The sequence below is a fragment of the Streptococcus sp. HMSC073D05 genome (genome assembly GCF_001812015.1).
GTDB lineage: Bacteria > Bacillota > Bacilli > Lactobacillales > Streptococcaceae > Streptococcus > Streptococcus parasanguinis_D.
In genome coordinates, this window is sequence record NZ_KV807483.1 from 59281 (window position 1) to 75267 (window position 15987).

The 15987-nt window shown below is 43.3% G+C and carries 18 protein-coding genes; 17 read left to right on the forward strand and 1 reads right to left on the reverse strand.

Annotated elements, in window-relative coordinates:
• Positions 1–162: 162 nt before the first annotated feature.
• On the reverse strand, positions 163–1227 hold the full coding sequence (gene pepA / locus HMPREF2832_RS01555; protein WP_070505323.1) for a glutamyl aminopeptidase: 1065 nt from the start codon (positions 1225–1227) through the stop codon (positions 163–165).
• Positions 1228–1369: 142 nt separating this feature from the next.
• On the opposite strand from pepA, the gene HMPREF2832_RS01560 reads away from it, so the two are divergent.
• The 17 genes from HMPREF2832_RS01560 to HMPREF2832_RS01645 all read left to right on the forward strand — a co-directional run bounded on the left by HMPREF2832_RS01560 (position 1370) and on the right by HMPREF2832_RS01645 (position 15949).
• Positions 1370–1660 carry a DUF4651 domain-containing protein gene (locus HMPREF2832_RS01560; RefSeq protein WP_049472862.1) on the forward strand — a complete coding sequence of 97 codons (291 nt, stop codon included), beginning with the start codon at positions 1370–1372 and terminating at the stop codon, positions 1658–1660.
• Positions 1657–1974, forward strand: coding sequence for a thioredoxin family protein (locus HMPREF2832_RS01565; protein WP_021154296.1), 318 nt, complete (start codon positions 1657–1659; stop codon positions 1972–1974). Before HMPREF2832_RS01560 ends, HMPREF2832_RS01565 begins: the two co-directional genes overlap by 4 nt.
• Before the next feature lie 9 nt (positions 1975–1983).
• Positions 1984–2610, forward strand: coding sequence for a YtpR family tRNA-binding protein (gene ytpR / locus HMPREF2832_RS01570; RefSeq protein WP_003009800.1), 627 nt, complete (start codon positions 1984–1986; stop codon positions 2608–2610).
• 101 nt (positions 2611–2711) lie between these two features.
• On the forward strand, positions 2712–3107 hold the full coding sequence (locus tag HMPREF2832_RS01575; protein ID WP_021154298.1) for a single-stranded DNA-binding protein: 396 nt from the start codon (positions 2712–2714) through the stop codon (positions 3105–3107).
• Between the two features lie 188 nt (positions 3108–3295).
• Positions 3296–4279 (forward strand): substrate-binding domain-containing protein, encoded by a 984-nt coding sequence (locus HMPREF2832_RS01580; protein ID WP_070505324.1) that lies wholly within the window; start codon positions 3296–3298, stop codon positions 4277–4279.
• Positions 4279–5595 carry a sensor histidine kinase gene (locus tag HMPREF2832_RS01585; RefSeq protein WP_070505325.1) on the forward strand — a complete coding sequence of 439 codons (1317 nt, stop codon included), beginning with the start codon at positions 4279–4281 and terminating at the stop codon, positions 5593–5595. The genes HMPREF2832_RS01580 and HMPREF2832_RS01585 overlap by 1 nt, the downstream gene beginning before the upstream one ends.
• A gap of 5 nt (positions 5596–5600) precedes the next feature.
• Complete coding sequence (locus tag HMPREF2832_RS01590; RefSeq protein ID WP_037585171.1) at positions 5601–6284, forward strand: response regulator transcription factor; 684 nt, start codon at positions 5601–5603, stop codon at positions 6282–6284.
• Entirely contained in the window at positions 6281–7579 is a 1299-nt protein-coding gene (locus HMPREF2832_RS01595; protein ID WP_070505326.1) for an ABC transporter substrate-binding protein, read from the forward strand. Before HMPREF2832_RS01590 ends, HMPREF2832_RS01595 begins: the two co-directional genes overlap by 4 nt.
• Before the next feature lie 140 nt (positions 7580–7719).
• Complete coding sequence (locus HMPREF2832_RS01600; protein WP_031572670.1) at positions 7720–8157, forward strand: PTS sugar transporter subunit IIA; 438 nt, start codon at positions 7720–7722, stop codon at positions 8155–8157.
• 14 nt (positions 8158–8171) lie between these two features.
• Positions 8172–8666 (forward strand): PTS sugar transporter subunit IIB, encoded by a 495-nt coding sequence (locus HMPREF2832_RS01605; protein WP_000261775.1) that lies wholly within the window; start codon positions 8172–8174, stop codon positions 8664–8666.
• 56 nt (positions 8667–8722) lie between these two features.
• Positions 8723–9565, forward strand: coding sequence for a PTS mannose/fructose/sorbose/N-acetylgalactosamine transporter subunit IIC (locus HMPREF2832_RS01610; RefSeq protein ID WP_003004789.1), 843 nt, complete (start codon positions 8723–8725; stop codon positions 9563–9565).
• Positions 9549–10403 (forward strand): PTS system mannose/fructose/sorbose family transporter subunit IID, encoded by an 855-nt coding sequence (locus tag HMPREF2832_RS01615; protein ID WP_037585172.1) that lies wholly within the window; start codon positions 9549–9551, stop codon positions 10401–10403. Before HMPREF2832_RS01610 ends, HMPREF2832_RS01615 begins: the two co-directional genes overlap by 17 nt.
• Positions 10404–10504: 101 nt before the next feature.
• Positions 10505–10798 (forward strand): hypothetical protein, encoded by a 294-nt coding sequence (locus HMPREF2832_RS01620; RefSeq protein WP_003004348.1) that lies wholly within the window; start codon positions 10505–10507, stop codon positions 10796–10798.
• A 129-nt stretch (positions 10799–10927) separates the two neighbouring features.
• On the forward strand, positions 10928–11209 hold the full coding sequence (groES, locus tag HMPREF2832_RS01625; protein WP_024055367.1) for a co-chaperone GroES: 282 nt from the start codon (positions 10928–10930) through the stop codon (positions 11207–11209).
• A gap of 21 nt (positions 11210–11230) precedes the next feature.
• The gene (gene groL, locus HMPREF2832_RS01630) at positions 11231–12856 is read left to right on the forward strand and encodes a chaperonin GroEL (protein WP_003004647.1); all 1626 of its coding nucleotides are present in this window, start codon (positions 11231–11233) and stop codon (positions 12854–12856) included.
• A gap of 1040 nt (positions 12857–13896) precedes the next feature.
• Positions 13897–14631, forward strand: coding sequence for a response regulator transcription factor (locus HMPREF2832_RS01640; RefSeq protein ID WP_070505328.1), 735 nt, complete (start codon positions 13897–13899; stop codon positions 14629–14631).
• A gap of 13 nt (positions 14632–14644) precedes the next feature.
• A complete protein-coding gene (locus HMPREF2832_RS01645; protein WP_148131338.1) occupies positions 14645–15949 on the forward strand; it encodes a sensor histidine kinase in 1305 nt (434 codons plus the stop codon).
• Positions 15950–15987: the final 38 nt, after the last annotated feature.

Below are 15987 nucleotides of genomic sequence, written 5' to 3' on the forward strand. Positions count from 1 at the left end.
ACTCAGTTTCAGGCACTCGGAATTATTGAGACCTCAGGCTCAATAATTAGTCTTGGAACTTCGGAGAAGTTCGCAGACGTCCGTACTCACCTAGGGAAAGTTTTTAAGTGGATTTTATCCTCGATCTGAAAGACCCTTACGGGGCTTTCAGATCGATGTTGTTTAATAGTGTTTGATCAAATCAACTGTAGAGCGATCCAATTTCTTAACCAATGCTTGTAAGAAGGCTTGCGCTTGCAAGAAATCATCCATGGCATAGAGGGTTTGGTGAGAGTGGATGTAACGTGCACAGACCCCAATGGTGGTTGATGGGACTCCACCATTCTTCAAGTGTGCTGCACCTGCATCGGTACCACCTTTGGCACAATAGTATTGGAATTTGATGCCCGCTTCTTCAGCAGTAGTGAGCAAGAAATCTTTCATATTTGGTAGCATGATGTGACCTGGATCGTAGAAGCGAAGCAGTGTTCCTTCCCCAATCGCACCTTGGTCTCCAAAGACATCAGCTGCTGGCGAACAGTCTACAGCAAGGAAGATTTCAGGATCAAATTTAGTGGTTGAGGTGTGGGCTCCACGAAGTCCCACTTCTTCTTGAACGTTGGCCCCTACATAGAGTTCGTTGTTTAAGGCTTGTCCAGAAAGGCTCTTGGCCAATTCGCTGACCATCAAGACACCGTAGCGGTTATCCCATGCTTTTGAGATGACGTTTTTACCATTAGCAGTAAGAATCGCAGAGCTATCTGGGACCAAGGTATCTCCAGGACGGACCCCATAGCTTTCAGCTTCGGCTTTAGAGCTAAAGCCTGCATCAAAGACGATGTCGCTAATGGCAGGTACGGTTGGTCCACCTGTTCCACGTGTCAAATGAGGAGGAACAGATCCTGAAATAGCAGGGTATTCACGTCCGTCACGTGTAAAGAGTTTGAAGCGTTGGCTGCTGACGACCATCGGATTCCAACCTCCGATTGGGACAACACGTAAAGTCCCATCAGCTTTGATTTCGCTGATCATGAACCCAACTTCATCCATGTGGGCAGCTACTAAGATACGAGGAGCATCGGCTGCTGTTGAGTGTTTGACCCCAAAGATCCCACCGAGACCATCTGTCACGATTTCGTCCACATGAGGGGTCAATTGTTGGCGCAAATAATCCCGTACAGGGGCTTCATGACCTGAGATAGCAGGGATTTCAGTTACTTCTTTGATTTTAGAAAATAAATCAGTCATAGGTTACCTTCTTTCTGATGTTATTTTATCACTTTTTCTACAAGGATGGTAGCGTTATTATGGAAATCAGTCTCTAAAAGCGGAGGGAGAGATCTAGCCTAGACCGTTGTCCCTCTGCTTATTTTGTGTTACAATAGGCACTATGAAAGCTAAAAAAATTATTTTGTCTAGTCTGGCTGTAGCAAGTGCAGGAGCCCTTGCGGCCGGTGTTTATAAAATTGCCAAAGATCAAAAGCGTCTTCGTACCCAAGAAGAATTGGTAGCAGAAGTACGGGAGCAAATGGAAGCCATGGGAAGGATTGCGACCCTGTATGTGGAACTCTACGAGTCTAGTGAAGAGCGCTTAGTAGGTGGTGTCATTTTTGAAGATGAGCGCCATTACCGCTTTGTCTATGAGGATGGTCTCTTGCATTACGAAGAGGAAAAATTATGATTACACCAAATTCTCTAGAAGAAATTGCTTCATACGTAGAGCAAGATGGCAAGAAAGTGTTTGTCTTTTCAGCAGATTGGTGTGGGGATTGCCGTTACCTCAAACCTTTTTTGCCGGAGATTGAGGCTGAAAATCCCGAATTTACCTTTATCTTGATTGACCGCGATGCCTATATGGATCTGGCGAAAGTCTGGGATGTTTATGGGATCCCAAGTTTGGTGGTTCTGGAAAAGGATAAGGAAATCGGTCGGTTTGTCAATCGGGATCGGAAAACCAAAGCGCAGATTACAGCATTCTTAGCAGGATTAAAATAGGAGAAAAACATGATTGTAACATACAACAAAGAACAAGTCGGCGATGTCTTGATGCTGACCTTGAAAAATAGTGGAGAAGCAAAGCTCGCGGTGGAGAGAAAAGGAAAAGTGGCTCGCGTTTACCGTGAGGACAAGCAAGAAACCGTTGCCTGGAATATCTTTGATGCCTCATCTTTCTTCGCCATCGAAGGCAAGGGCCAAGTCTTTTTGACAGATGAGCAAGTAGCTCGTTTGAACCAAGAATTGGAAAGAGAAGGCTTCGCAGAACGTTTGGTCAACGATCGGGAACCAAAATTTGTGGTTGGAGAAATCCTTGAAATGGTGGCCCATCCAGATAGTGACCACTTGAATATCTGCCAGGTAGCAGTTGGACCAGATAAGACGGTTCAGATCGTAGCTGGAGCTCCAAATGCGCGGGTGGGTCTAAAGACCATTGTCGCTCTTCCAGGTGCCATGATGCCGGATGGTAGCTTGATTTTCCCAGGTGCCCTTCGTGGAGAAAAAAGCTATGGCATGATGTGCAGTCCGCGTGAATTGCACTTGCCAAATGCTCCTCAAAAACGAGGCATTATTGAATTGGATGACGCAGAAGTAGCAGGGACACCTTTTGATCCTGCTCGTCACTGGCATGAATAAAGAGAAGAATCTAGGATGTTTTGAATCCTAGATTTTTTTGATTTTGGTTTGTCACCCCCATTTTTTGAAATTTTTTCGAATAAATAGATAGGAGGTAAATGATGTATAATAAAGTTATTTTAATCGGTCGCCTGGTGGCGGCCCCAGAATTGCATAAAACCAGCACAGACAAATCCGTTGCCCGAGTGACCGTTGCGGTCAATCGTCGCTACAAGGATCAAAACGGGGAGCGAGAGACTGATTTTGTCAATGTCGTTGTCTGGGGGAAATTGGCTGAAACCATGGCTAGTTATGCCAGCAAAGGGAGTTTGATCTCTTTGGATGGAGAGATTCGGACGCGCCGCTACGAGAAAAATGGCATCATGCAGTATGTGACAGAGGTCCTCTGCCAAAGTTTTCAATTGCTAGAGAGCCGGGCTCAGCGGGCTATGCGTGAAAATGGTGGAACAGGAGATTTGGCCGATATTATCTTAGAAGAGGAAGATCTTCCCTTTTAGAAGTAAAAAAGAAAGCTGGTTCGTTTATAGACCAGCTTTTTTGATACTTATGAGGGATTTTATTCGAGAACGACTCTTTTTAAAATGAATCAAATAAATCCATCTGTACAATAAAAACAAGCACTTTTTTTGAAAAAGTAGTAAAATAAAGTAATATATATTCAAAAAATTCAGAAAAGGAACGGAGCTTGAAAGGAAAAGAAGAGAGAAAAGAACGGTTGAAATGGCTGATAAAACGGGTTCTACTGGTGATTCCGGTGGCCTGCATCCTCTTGTGGATCTATGCCGTTTGTCAAACCAGTAGCATCCAGGATCAGACCAAGATCGGTGTTACCTATATGACCATGAACAATGAGTTCTATAAAAGTATTCATTCGGAAATTAGTCGAATTGCCGATGAGAAAGGGGCTCTTGTTTATGTCCGAGATCCAGAATTGGACGAAAAAAGGCAGAGCCAGCAGATCGATGATTTTTGCGCCCAAAAAGTAAATGTGATTGTGATTAATCCGGTTAAAGGGGATAGTCAGCCCATTTTAAGGGCTCTTAAAAAAGCTAGAAAACAAGGAATTAAGATCATTGCAGTTGATACCCAGCTCAAGCATTTTAAGCCGGATGCCAGCATTGTCTCCGACAACTACCAAGCAGGAGTCTTGATTGCGAAAGAGTTGATGAAACGCTCTTCAAATGCTCGGATCCTTCTCTTGGAGCATAAGGGGACTGTTTCAGCAGATACGCGGATTCAGGGATTTAAGGATACCATCAAAGGATATGGGTCATATGAGATTATCTCGGAACTAGAAACCAAGGGTCAGACGGAGATCGCTATGCCAGCTGTCCGTAAGTTCTTGCAGTCAGGGGGGAATGTCGATACTCTAGTCTCCTTGAATGACCGTTCAGCTATAGGAGCTTTAGCAGCGATCAAGGAGCAAGGGATCACCCATCCCATTGCGATCTATGGGATTGATGGCTCACCAGATATGAAAGCCTTGCTACACTCGACAGATGATGTCGTAGGAACCGTTGCCCAGTCTCCGTTGAAGATGGGAGACCGCGTGATGGAGGTCATCCAAGATATGGCTGATGGGAAGAGCTACCAAAAAGAAATAACCATTCCGGTTCAGATGATGACAAAGGAAAACATCGATCAATTTGATGTGAATGGGTGGCAGTAATGAGAAAATTTAGAGGTGTGAGATACAGTTTGGCCATTCTGATGGTCGTGAATTTTATCGCTGTGATGCTCAACAGTATCATCTATCTTCAAGCAACCAATTATATCATTGCTCAACGACAAGCTTCCCTATTAGTAGAACGCTTAGAGCGCATTCCTTTTGCGCCCTCTACAACTTTTTGGTTGTCTGCACTCTTATTTGCTGGGATTGCCTTGATTTCCATGAGTCGTTATCGGTCTCAAACGAGTCGATGGTCCATTTTTGATAAGTGGAACATTCTGGAGATCCTCCTGATGTTGCTCTTGATGTGGGTCCAAAATGTAGCTTATAACGGGCTGATTCTCTTGGTTTTTGCGGATATCTTCTATGGTTCCAAAGAGTTGAATACCAAGCGAGACCGCAAGTATTGGTTTGCGTTTATCCTAGTGAGTTTCTTGATGCTTCTTGTGACCAATTCAGACGTCTTTTCGCTTTTCTTTCCGATACCTTCTCTGGATGTCTATATTCATTTTTATCCTGCCTCCATTCGGATTCTGGCCTTTTTCTTGAAGAATTCCCTCTATGCCTTGAATATGGTGCTCTTCATTATTTCGCTTTTGTTCTATATTATGAATGTTCTTGCGGAAAACCACGAAGTGGAAGAAGAGCTGGCCATGGTTTCGAAGGTCAATACGGAATTGAACAACTATATGGCCTTGTCTGAGAAGATTGCAGAAGATCGGGAGCGCAAGCGGATTGCTCGGGAGATTCACGATACCTTGGGGCATGCGCTAACAGGGATCTCGGCAGGCTTAGATGCTGTCGGAGTCTTGATTGATATCGATCCCAATCGGGCAAAAGAGCAGGTAAAAAGCGTATCAGAAGTTGTCCGGGAAGGGATTCAAGATGTGAGAGGCTCTCTCAACCGCCTCCGTCCAGGTGCCCTTGAGGGACGAACCCTCAAAGATGCTTTAGAAAAGATGATCCGCGAGTACCAGACGCTTTCTAACTTGCAGGTTGATTTACACTATGAATGGGTCGATGTCGATATGGACGTCATGATTGAAGATACGATCTTTCGTGTGATCCAAGAGTCTATGACCAATGCGGTTCGCCACGGTCATGCCAGCCGGATGACCCTTCATTTTTTTGAGAATGAAGAAGATTATCTGATCGAGTTGCAGGACAATGGGGTTGGATTTGAAACCTTGACCTATGGCTATGGGCTCAAGCAGATGATGGAGCGTATTTCCATCCTAGGAGGACAGCTTCAATTTGAAAGCCGCGATGGATTTTTCACGCGCATCAGTTTACCAAAATATAAAGAAGGGAGATAGAGATGGTGATAAAAGTAATGGTGGCAGATGACCAGGCCTTGATTCGAGAATCTCTGAAAATTATTTTGTCAGCCCACCCCGATATCGAAGTGGTGGCCACAGTGGAAGATGGGAATCACGTCTTGTCTAGCATTCCACAGACACATCCTGACCTGATCTTAATGGATATTCGGATGCCAGGCATGGATGGGGTTTTGGCGACAAAAGAAGTCAAAGAGCACTATCCGGATATCAAAATTATTATTTTAACGACCTTTGACGATGATGAATTTATCTATAGTGCACTCAAGTATGGTGCTTCAGGTTATCTTTTAAAGGGAGCCTCGACAGAGGAACTCTATGAAGCGATTAAGGTGGTGTATCAAGGCGGAGCAATGATCAACCCGAATATCGCTAGTAAAGTCTTTCAAATTTTCTCACAAATGGCCAAAACCAACTTCTCTATTGCTGTAGATGAGGACAATGTCAAGGATTTGAGCACGACGGAATGGCGCATTATCCAAGAAGTCGGCTATGGGGAGTCCAATAAAGAAATTGCGGCCAAACTCTTCTTGTCAGAAGGAACTGTGCGCAACTACTTATCAACGATTTTGGCGAAATTAAACCTACGAGATCGAACGCAATTAGCGATCTGGTCAGTTCAAACAGGAGTGACGAGACGTGACTTTTCTAAAGGAAATACAGAATGAAATTGAAGCGAAAGCATCTTTGTTGGGGGATCGGCCTCCTTGTTATGCTCTGTGCGAGCGCGGGTTTCTATTGGTGGAAACAGCAACCGACCGTCCTCCATATCGGCGTTTATGCAGGCTCTAGCTGGGATGTGCCGACCAGTCAACGTTCCCATGCCTTGGATCGTGCGATTCAAAAATTTGAAAAATCCCATCCCCACGTTCGTGTAGAGTATGAAAATGGGATTCCTCAGTCGGATTATTCTGACTGGCTCTCCGAAAAGATTGTCTCAGGAAAGACGCCAGATGTGTTTATGGTCTCTGAGCAAGATCTTTCCTTATTAGCAGCGCGAGGGGTGCTAGAAAAGTTAAACGGCTATATGGATCGAAAAGATCAAGCTGCCTTTTATCCCGTTGCCTTTGAATCGGGTGTCTATCAGGGGCAAACCTATGCCTTACCTTATGAAAGCAATCCGATTTTGATGTGTGTCAATAAAGATCTCTTGGATAAAGAAGGCATCGCGGTTCCCAAAGAAGGTTGGACCCTTGAAGAGTTCTATACGATTTGCAAGAAACTAACCAAAGATACCAATGGGGATGGGCAACTGGACCAATTTGGGAGTACAGAATACACCTGGAAAGAAGCCTTGGCGGCAAATGGAGGTCATCTTTTCCAAGGAGGCATGCTCAAGCTGACAGCTCCAGAAGTGAAAGAGTCTTTGACTTTTCTGCAAAAATTGGAAGATCTAAATAAAAATTACAAGGTGAGCTCTAAAGATTTTGACCAGGGGAAAGTCGCCTTCTATCCCATGACCTTGGCTCAATATCGGACCTATAAACCTTATCCCTACCACGTTTCTAAATATTCAAACTTTACCTGGACCTGTATTCCAATGCCTGCTAAGTCAAAAACGACCAAGGCAACCTTGGTCACGACGACTTCTTTTGCTATGTCGGCTCGAAGTTCTCATTCCAAGTTGGCTTGGGAATTGATGCAACTCTTAACAGAGGATCCAGACATTCAACAAACCCTCTTTGCCCAATCCCAAGGGATCTCTGTCATGCCACAGGTCGTCAAGAGTCGCTCTAGTAAAGACCTTCTGCAGGTGGATGATTTTGGAACAGATTCCTTGACCAATCAGACCTTGAACCGCATCATGGAACAAGCTGTTGAAAGTAGTCCGAAAAATGTCTCAAAAGAGGTGTTAGAAAAGCTAGACTACTTGATTGGCAATGCATTGCGCGATCAGGATGTCGAGAACCGTTTGCCTCAAATTCAGAGGGAGATTGAAAGTAGTCTACAGGTAGGAGTTTAGAGTAAAATAAGATGGCATTTTGTCAAGTGACAGATGTCATTTTTTTATTGCTAAATGTCATATTAGGAATGTGACATTTGACAATGTAAAACCGCTTTCAAATAATCTACAATAGAGTCAAATAAAGGAGGCGTAGAAAAATGAAATACCTCGTTTTGGTCAGTCATGGTGGACTGGCAGAAGGTCTAAAAACATCACTAGCCATGTTTGCTGGTGATAAGATGGATCAGGTCATCGCAGTTGGACTCAAAGAAGGAAAATCGGTCGATGACTTCGCAGTTGATTTCAGAGAGAGCATTTCAGGATTGACAGCTGATGATTCTGTTTTGGTCTTGGCAGATATCGTAGGTGGTAGTCCATTAACCACTGCAGCCACGGTTCTAGAAGAAGCTGGAAAGCTCGATGGAGCCTTGATCCTTGGTGGGATGAACCTCACCATGGCTTTGACGGCAGTTGTGATGAAGGATGTGTTGGATGGAGACGATTTGTCAGCCACCATCTTATCAGAAGCACGATCTGCACTACAGCCTTTTGAAGTTTCAGCCACTGGTGCTGAAGAAGATGATGACGATATTTAATAGGGAGGTACCTTATGGTAGTAACATTTGTACGGATTGATGACCGCATGATTCACGGTCAGACAGTCACACGCTGGGCAAAGGAAAAACCATGTGATGGTTTGATTGCCGTAAACGATGCAGCAGCATCAAACAAGGTTTTGATTCAAGCTTACAAAGGCGCATCAGACAAGAAAACCTTTGTATGGACAAAGGAAGCCTTTAAAGAAAAATCAGCAAAAGTAACAGAATCAGATAGTCGTTACTTCTTGATCACCAAAAATCCAATCGATATGAAGGAAATTTTGGTCGACCAAGGGTTTGTCCCAGGTGATGTTAAAGAAATCATCGTAGGCCCTGCAAATGATCGTCCTGGAGCTGTAAAATTGGGAAATAACCAATCCATCACTCAGGAAGAAGCAGAAGCCTTCCAAGCTATTCAAGCAGCAGGCTACAAGGTGAAATTCCAATTGTTGCCAGATGTTTCCATCGGGTATTGGGATGATTTCAAATCAAAATTTGGTTTTTAAAACTAACAGTCCTATCTGTTAGGTAAATAAATTTACAAACAAAAGGAGCGTTTGTTATGACAATTTCATGGATTCAAGCAATCTTGCTTGGTATTTTCGCCAGCTTGTCTTCAATGCCTGGTATGGGGGGTTCCAGTATCGGGAACTATACACTCGGTCGTCCTTTGATCGGTGGGTTGATTTCAGGTTTAATTCTTGGAGATGTGACAACCGGTATTATGGTCGGGGTTGCCCTTCAAGTCGTTTATATCGCCTTGGTAACACCTGGTGGTACCGTATCTGCCGATGTGCGTGCCATCTCTTACATCGGTGTTCCTCTTGCTATCTTGTTTGTGCATGCCAATAACATCACAGATGAAGCAGGAATCGCCGCAGCTGCAGCTCCAATCGGTGCAGCCGTTGGGACAATCGGTACAGTTCTTTTCTACGGTACCGCTACTATGAACTTGGTATGGCAACACATTGGTTGGAAAGCCGTTGAAGAAGGAAACTTCAAAAAACTCTACGCAGTTGACTGGGTTTACCCTTGGATCTCTCATTTCCTCTTCTCTTTCCTTCCAACAATGATTATCACCAAATACGGTGAAAACATGGTTGATTTGATGAAACAATACCTTCCTATGGATGGTTACTGGATGAAAGCCCTCTTTACAGTCGGTGCTCTTCTCCCATGTGTCGGTATTGCCATCTTGTTGAAACAAATTGTTACAGAAGCAACTGACTTCATTCCATTCTTTGTTGGATTTACCTTGGCGAAATCTCTCGGATTGAACTTGGTATCCAGTGCCGTTGTTTCATTAATCTTTGCAGTAATCTACTATGAACTTGAAGTGATCAAATCGATGAAAGCTGCTCCAGCCGGAGTGGTGGACCAAGACGATGATGAGGAGGATATTTAAAATGGCTGATAGAAAGAAAATTTCAAAGAAAACATTAGCAAAAGCATTCCATCATTGGTATTATGGTCATTTGACTTGTTTCTCTCAAGAACATATGCAAACCTTCGGGTACTTGACTTCTATGCTTCCAATCGTAGAAGAAATGTATGACACAAAAGAAGAACAAAAGGATGCTATGCAAACCTATACGGCCTTCTTCAACACTGAACCACAACTTGGATCTCTTGTTGTAGGGATCACAGCTGGTTTGGAAGAAGCGCGTGCAAACGGAGATGCAGTGGATGGCGAAACCATCAACGGTATGCGTGCCGGTTTGATGGGACCAATCGCTGGTATTGGTGACTCATTGGTCGTTGGTACCTTGATTCCAGTTCTCTTGGGGATTGCCCTTGGCCTTTCTAAAGGTGGTAACGTCGCTGGTGCCCTCTTCTACATCGTCGTATGGAACCTCTTAGTCTACTTTGGTATGCGCTTTGCCTTCTTCAAAGGTTACCAATTAGGGGATAAAGCCGTTGAATTCCTTGTAGGACCAAAAGGACAAGCTCTTCGTAAAGCGATCAGCGTTGTCGGTGGTATGGTTATCGGTGCCGTAGCAGCTACTTGGGTATCTGTTACAACAGCCCTTCAATTCAAGAATTCTGAAGGAAAAGTCTTCTTGAACATCCAAGAAAAGATCGATGGTGTTTATCCAGGTCTCTTGACAGCAGCCTTCATCACCCTTTGCTGGTGGTTGATGTCTAAGAAAAAAATTTCACCAAACAAAGTTATGTTACTTCTCGTTGTAGTTGCTTTGATCGGTGTTGCCCTTGGTATCTTCGACCCACATCTTAAATACTAAGGAAAAGAAAAAACGAATTTGCTAGTAGGAGTTTTTGAGAATGAAGTGAATTGACCTCCTTTACTTGCACTTCATTCTCAATTTTTATCAGGAGGAATCCCATGGTTACAAAACAAGAACTTGTCAATGGATATGAAACAGAAATCAAGTACCAACGCCACATGCTTGAAAACCTTGGTCGTTGGTTCAGCTTACTCTTTATCATTGCCAGTATTGGTGTGGTATTGATCTATCTCTTTCACAAAAGTTTCCTCCCACTCTTGATCCTCGGGATTTTACTAGCCTTGGTTGGAATTTTAGGCATGATTGTTTTTGGATATGGCATCTACCGCGGGCGGATCAATCTTCAAAAAGTGATCGACGATTTCAATCAAAAATTGACAATTTTAAATTGATATTTTAGAAACATCTCATCTATTTTTGAGGTGTTTTTTTCTTGACTATTTCTGACCAAGTGATACAATAGAAACATAAGTTAGCACTTACGTATAGAGAGTGCTAAAAACACGTATGGAGGAATGAACATGTTAAAACCATTAGGAGACCGTGTGGTCTTAAAAGTAGAAGAAAAAGAACAGACTGTTGGAGGTTTTGTCCTCGCCGGTGCGAGCAAGGCTGATACAAAAACAGCTGAAGTAGTGGCCGTTGGTGAAGGTGTGCGTACCCTAAGTGGCGAACTCATCGCCCCAGCTGTAAAAGCAGGAGATCACGTTTTGGTTGAAAGCCATGCAGGAATTGAAGTGAAAGATGGGGAAGAAACCTACACCATCGTTGGAACAGCGAACATTCTTGCAATTGTAGAGTAAGAGAAGAAAGAGGTAAGAGAAATGGCAAAAGATATTAAATTTTCATCTGATGCACGTTCTGCAATGGTCCGTGGTGTCGATGTCTTAGCAGATACAGTGAAAGTTACGTTGGGCCCTAAAGGTCGCAATGTGGTTCTTGAAAAATCATTTGGTTCACCCTTGATCACAAATGACGGGGTGACCATCGCAAAAGAAATCGAATTGGAAGACCATTTTGAAAATATGGGTGCTAAATTGGTGTCAGAAGTGGCTTCTAAGACCAATGATATCGCAGGTGACGGTACAACGACCGCAACGGTTTTGACTCAAGCCATCGTCCGTGAAGGGATCAAAAACGTCACTGCAGGTGCTAACCCAATTGGCATACGTCGTGGGATTGAGACCGCTGTTGCAACAGCAGTAGAAGCTTTGAAAAACAATGCGATCCCAGTATCGAGCAAGGAAGCGATTGCTCAAGTAGCTGCTGTGTCTTCTCGTTCTGAAAAAGTTGGTGAGTACATCTCTGAAGCCATGGAAAAAGTTGGCAAAGATGGGGTTATCACCATTGAAGAATCTCGTGGAATGGAGACAGAACTGGAAGTCGTTGAAGGAATGCAGTTTGACCGTGGTTACCTTTCACAATACATGGTCACTGATAATGAAAAAATGGTAGCAGACCTTGAAAATCCATACATTTTGATCACTGACAAGAAGATTTCAAATATCCAAGAAATCTTGCCATTGTTGGAAAGCATTCTTCAAAGCAACCGTCCACTCTTGATCATCGCTGATGATGTCGATGGCGAAGCTCTTCCAACACTTGTCTTGAACAAGATCCGCGGTACCTTTAATGTCGTAGCTGTCAAGGCACCAGGATTTGGAGATCGCCGCAAAGCCATGTTAGAAGACATTGCCATCTTGACAGGTGGTACAGTCATTACAGACGATCTTGGTTTGGAATTGAAAGATGCAACCATTGAAGCACTTGGTCAAGCAGCTAAAGTTTCAGTCGATAAAGACAGTACTGTCATTGTCGAAGGTTCTGGTAACCCAGAAGCGATCGCTAACCGTGTCGCTGTTATCAAGTCACAAATCGAAACCACAACCTCTGAGTTTGACCGTGAAAAATTACAAGAACGTTTGGCTAAATTGTCTGGTGGTGTTGCCGTAATCAAGGTCGGTGCTGCAACAGAAACAGAATTGAAAGAAATGAAACTTCGTATCGAAGATGCCCTTAATGCGACTCGCGCAGCCGTTGAAGAAGGGATCGTTGCCGGAGGTGGTACAGCCCTTGTCAATGTCATCTCTGCGGTCGCAGCCCTTGAATTAGAAGGAGATGAAGCGACCGGACGCAATATCGTTCTTCGTGCTTTGGAAGAACCGGTGCGCCAAATTGCCCACAATGCCGGTTACGAAGGATCTATTGTGATTGATCGCTTGAAAAATGCCGAAGTCGGAACAGGCTTCAATGCTGCAACAGGTGAATGGGTGAATATGATTGATGCAGGGATCATCGACCCTGTTAAAGTCAGTCGTTCAGCCCTTCAAAACGCAGCTTCTGTTGCTAGCCTCATTTTAACAACTGAAGCAGTCGTAGCCAACAAACCAGAACCAGCAGCCCCAGCAGGACCAGGAATGGATCCAAGCATGATGGGTGGGATGATGTAACCTGATACCAATGATTGGTGCTAAAGCACCGAATCATTGGACGGTAGCCGCTATGTTGCGGCCTACCTAATCATCTTACTAGCTCAAAGGGAGGAAAATATCGTTCCTCCCTTTTCACGTCGTAACCCCTTGGTTAATTTATCAGGTGCATTTATTGTTATGGCAAGCACCATGGTGCCTTGCCGAAGTGTCTTACTAGCTCAAAGGGAGGAAAGTATCGTTCCTCCCTTTTTCGCGTCGTAACCGCTACAAATGATTGAGGCTATGACTCTCATCATTTGACGCCAGCCGCTATTGTGCGGTCTGGCTAATCGTCTTACTAGCTCAAAGAGAGTGGGACATAAATCGGTAATTCGTTAGAATTCGATTTCGTCGTCCCACCTCCGCACAGTTGAGTAAGGCTGTAAAAGCTGATGAAATCAGCGTAGTATATCCCACTCAACCACTGCGTCTTGCTCGACAGTCCAAAAACAATTGAGAGGCCAGGACTTTTTTCCCAGCCCCTTTTTCTTGTTATAAGTTGTGATGCTTACTGGCTCCTTTTGCCATGGAATAATATTTTTATTTTAAATTTTGTAACAGAAATGATAAATACTAGTTAAAGAGGACTTGTGTAGATGCTTGAAAATCAAGCGTTTGCAGTGTTTTCAGGCAGAGGAATATTTGCCAACAAATTGCAATACAAATTAACTGATTTTGTAATAATTCTAGTGTATACTATTAAGAGTAGATCACAGGTCTACATTGTTGCAAGGGGAGAACTTCCCACATACATGTCTATTGACAATAAAACTTGATCGTAATATCGCTGTTAGTAAAATGAGAGTTTGAACATAGCATAGATTTTATCGACCTTTTTCATATTAAAAAATATTTTTCAAATTCCCCTTGCGCAAGCTCTTCCGGATTCCTCCGGGAGAGTTTTTTTCTTGTTAAGGTGAAAAAGATAGAATGCCCTTGGAGCCTACTTGAAAGAGTGGCTCAGCAGGCATTATTTATGGTAAAATAGAACATATTCATCGAGGAAAGGAGTGAGGACTTTGTTGAAGATTTTTGTGTTAGAAGATGAATGGATCCAACAATCGCGTATTGAAGCGGTCTTGCAGGATCTCATCCGTCAAAAATCCCTGCAGTGCAAAGCGCCAGAAGTGTTTGGGAAATCAAGCCAGTTGTTAGATGCTATCACAGAGAGAGGCGCTCACCACCTATTCTTCTTAGATATCGAGATTAAAGGTGAGGAGAAAAAGGGTCTAGAGATCGCAAAAGAGATTCGTAAGAAAGACCCCCATGCGATCATTGTCTTTGTCACCACTCACTCTGAATTCATGCCCATTACGTTTCAGTACAAAGTAGCCGCCTTGGATTTTATTGATAAAACGCTGAGCGAAGAAGAGTTCAGAAAAAGAATCGACTCGGCCATTGACTATACCTTGGAGCAAGCTGGGACCACGATTGCGCAAGATGCTTTTACATTTGAGAGTGCGATGGCGCGTGTACAAGTTCCCTTTAATAAGATTTTGTATGTTGAAACGTCTCCAACTATTCACAAGGTCATTTTACATACCCAGGATGAGCGCTTGGAATTTTACGCTAGTATTGCCGATATCGAAAAAGCAGATCCTCGCTTGTATCGGTGCCACCGCTCCTTTGTGGTGAATCCACAAAATATTACGAAGATTGATAAAGAAGACAAGAAAGCTTTTTTTGAAAATGGGGACAATTGCTTGATCTCACGGACCAAGTACAGAGGCTTACTGGAAGCTTTGAAAAAATAGAAGGGAGAAAGAATTGCTGTTAACTATTCTAATGTCTTACCTAAAGTTCTTCGTCAGCATGCTGATCTATCGTCATATCAGTAGACAAGAGTTCACCTTGCGCTTGCTCTTTTTGTGCCCCTTCCTCTTCGCAATTATCTTTACCCTTGTACCACCGGTAGGCTTTTTTGGCTATTTCTTAGTATTTATTGTCTATAGTTTCTACCGAAATCGTAACATACGACACCTTTTGAATATTTTTTATGGGCTCTATCCGGTTGTCATGGAGAGTCTCATTGGGCGTCTCTTAGCCTTTTATGTCTTTCCAATGTTAGGGATCGTACTTGTTCATGAGGCATCTGTCAGCTGGTATGATGCTCTACTTGAATTGCTGGTCTTTCCTGTTTATATAGGAATCACTAAATTGTTAAAACTAGATTTTACAGATTTAAAAGTAGGGTTTCAACGGCAGTATTTTAATCGTTTTCTACTCCCAATGGATCTTTCCATGTTTGTGTATTTGCTCAGTGTTGTAGGTCTGGTGGTTTTTGAGGATGCTATTCCTCATGCAGATGCTTTACGGGAACAGTTAAATAGTATTTATCTGATTTTGTTTTTTGTGATGCTCTTGTATTTCAATGCAGTGTCCAAAGAACGATTGAAACAAGAGATTCTGGAACAAAAAGATAGGCAACTGCAGGAGTTAGCCACCTATAGCCAACACGTCGAAATGCTCTACGGGGAGATTCGTGCCTTTCGTCATGATTACCTGAATATTTTAACCAGTCTCAAATTAAGTATTGAGCACGAAGACCTCAATGCGATCAGGGAAGTCTATGAGAATGTTCTTCGAGAGAGTGGCCAGCAATTTTACAATAGTAAGTTTGATATTGCCAAACTCAGTCACATCGAAAATCCAGCTGTAAAAAGTGTTCTGTCCGCAAAATTATTGGAAGCTCAAAACAAAGGGATTGGGATCTCTGTCGAGATCGATGAACCAGTTCGTGATTTATTCATCGAGGTTTTAGATTTCATCACCTTCTTATCCATCCTTTGTGACAATGCTATCGAAGCGAGTCTTGAATCAGAGGACCCCCAGCTGACTCTTGCCATGCTTCAGGAGACGAACTCCCTCATCTTAATAGTTGAAAATAGTACAAAAGCTGAAAAAATAGATCTGGCGAGAATTTTTGAAAAAGACTACTCGAGTAAAGGAGAGGGCCGTGGTCTTGGTTTGTACAAGATCCAACAATTACTGGAAAAGTATCCCAAAACGACCGTGTCTACCAAGAGTTCAAACTACCGATTTACTCAGAGCCTGACCTTTTGGAAGGAATAATAGAAGAGAGAGTGGGACAGAAATCGGTCATTCGTTAG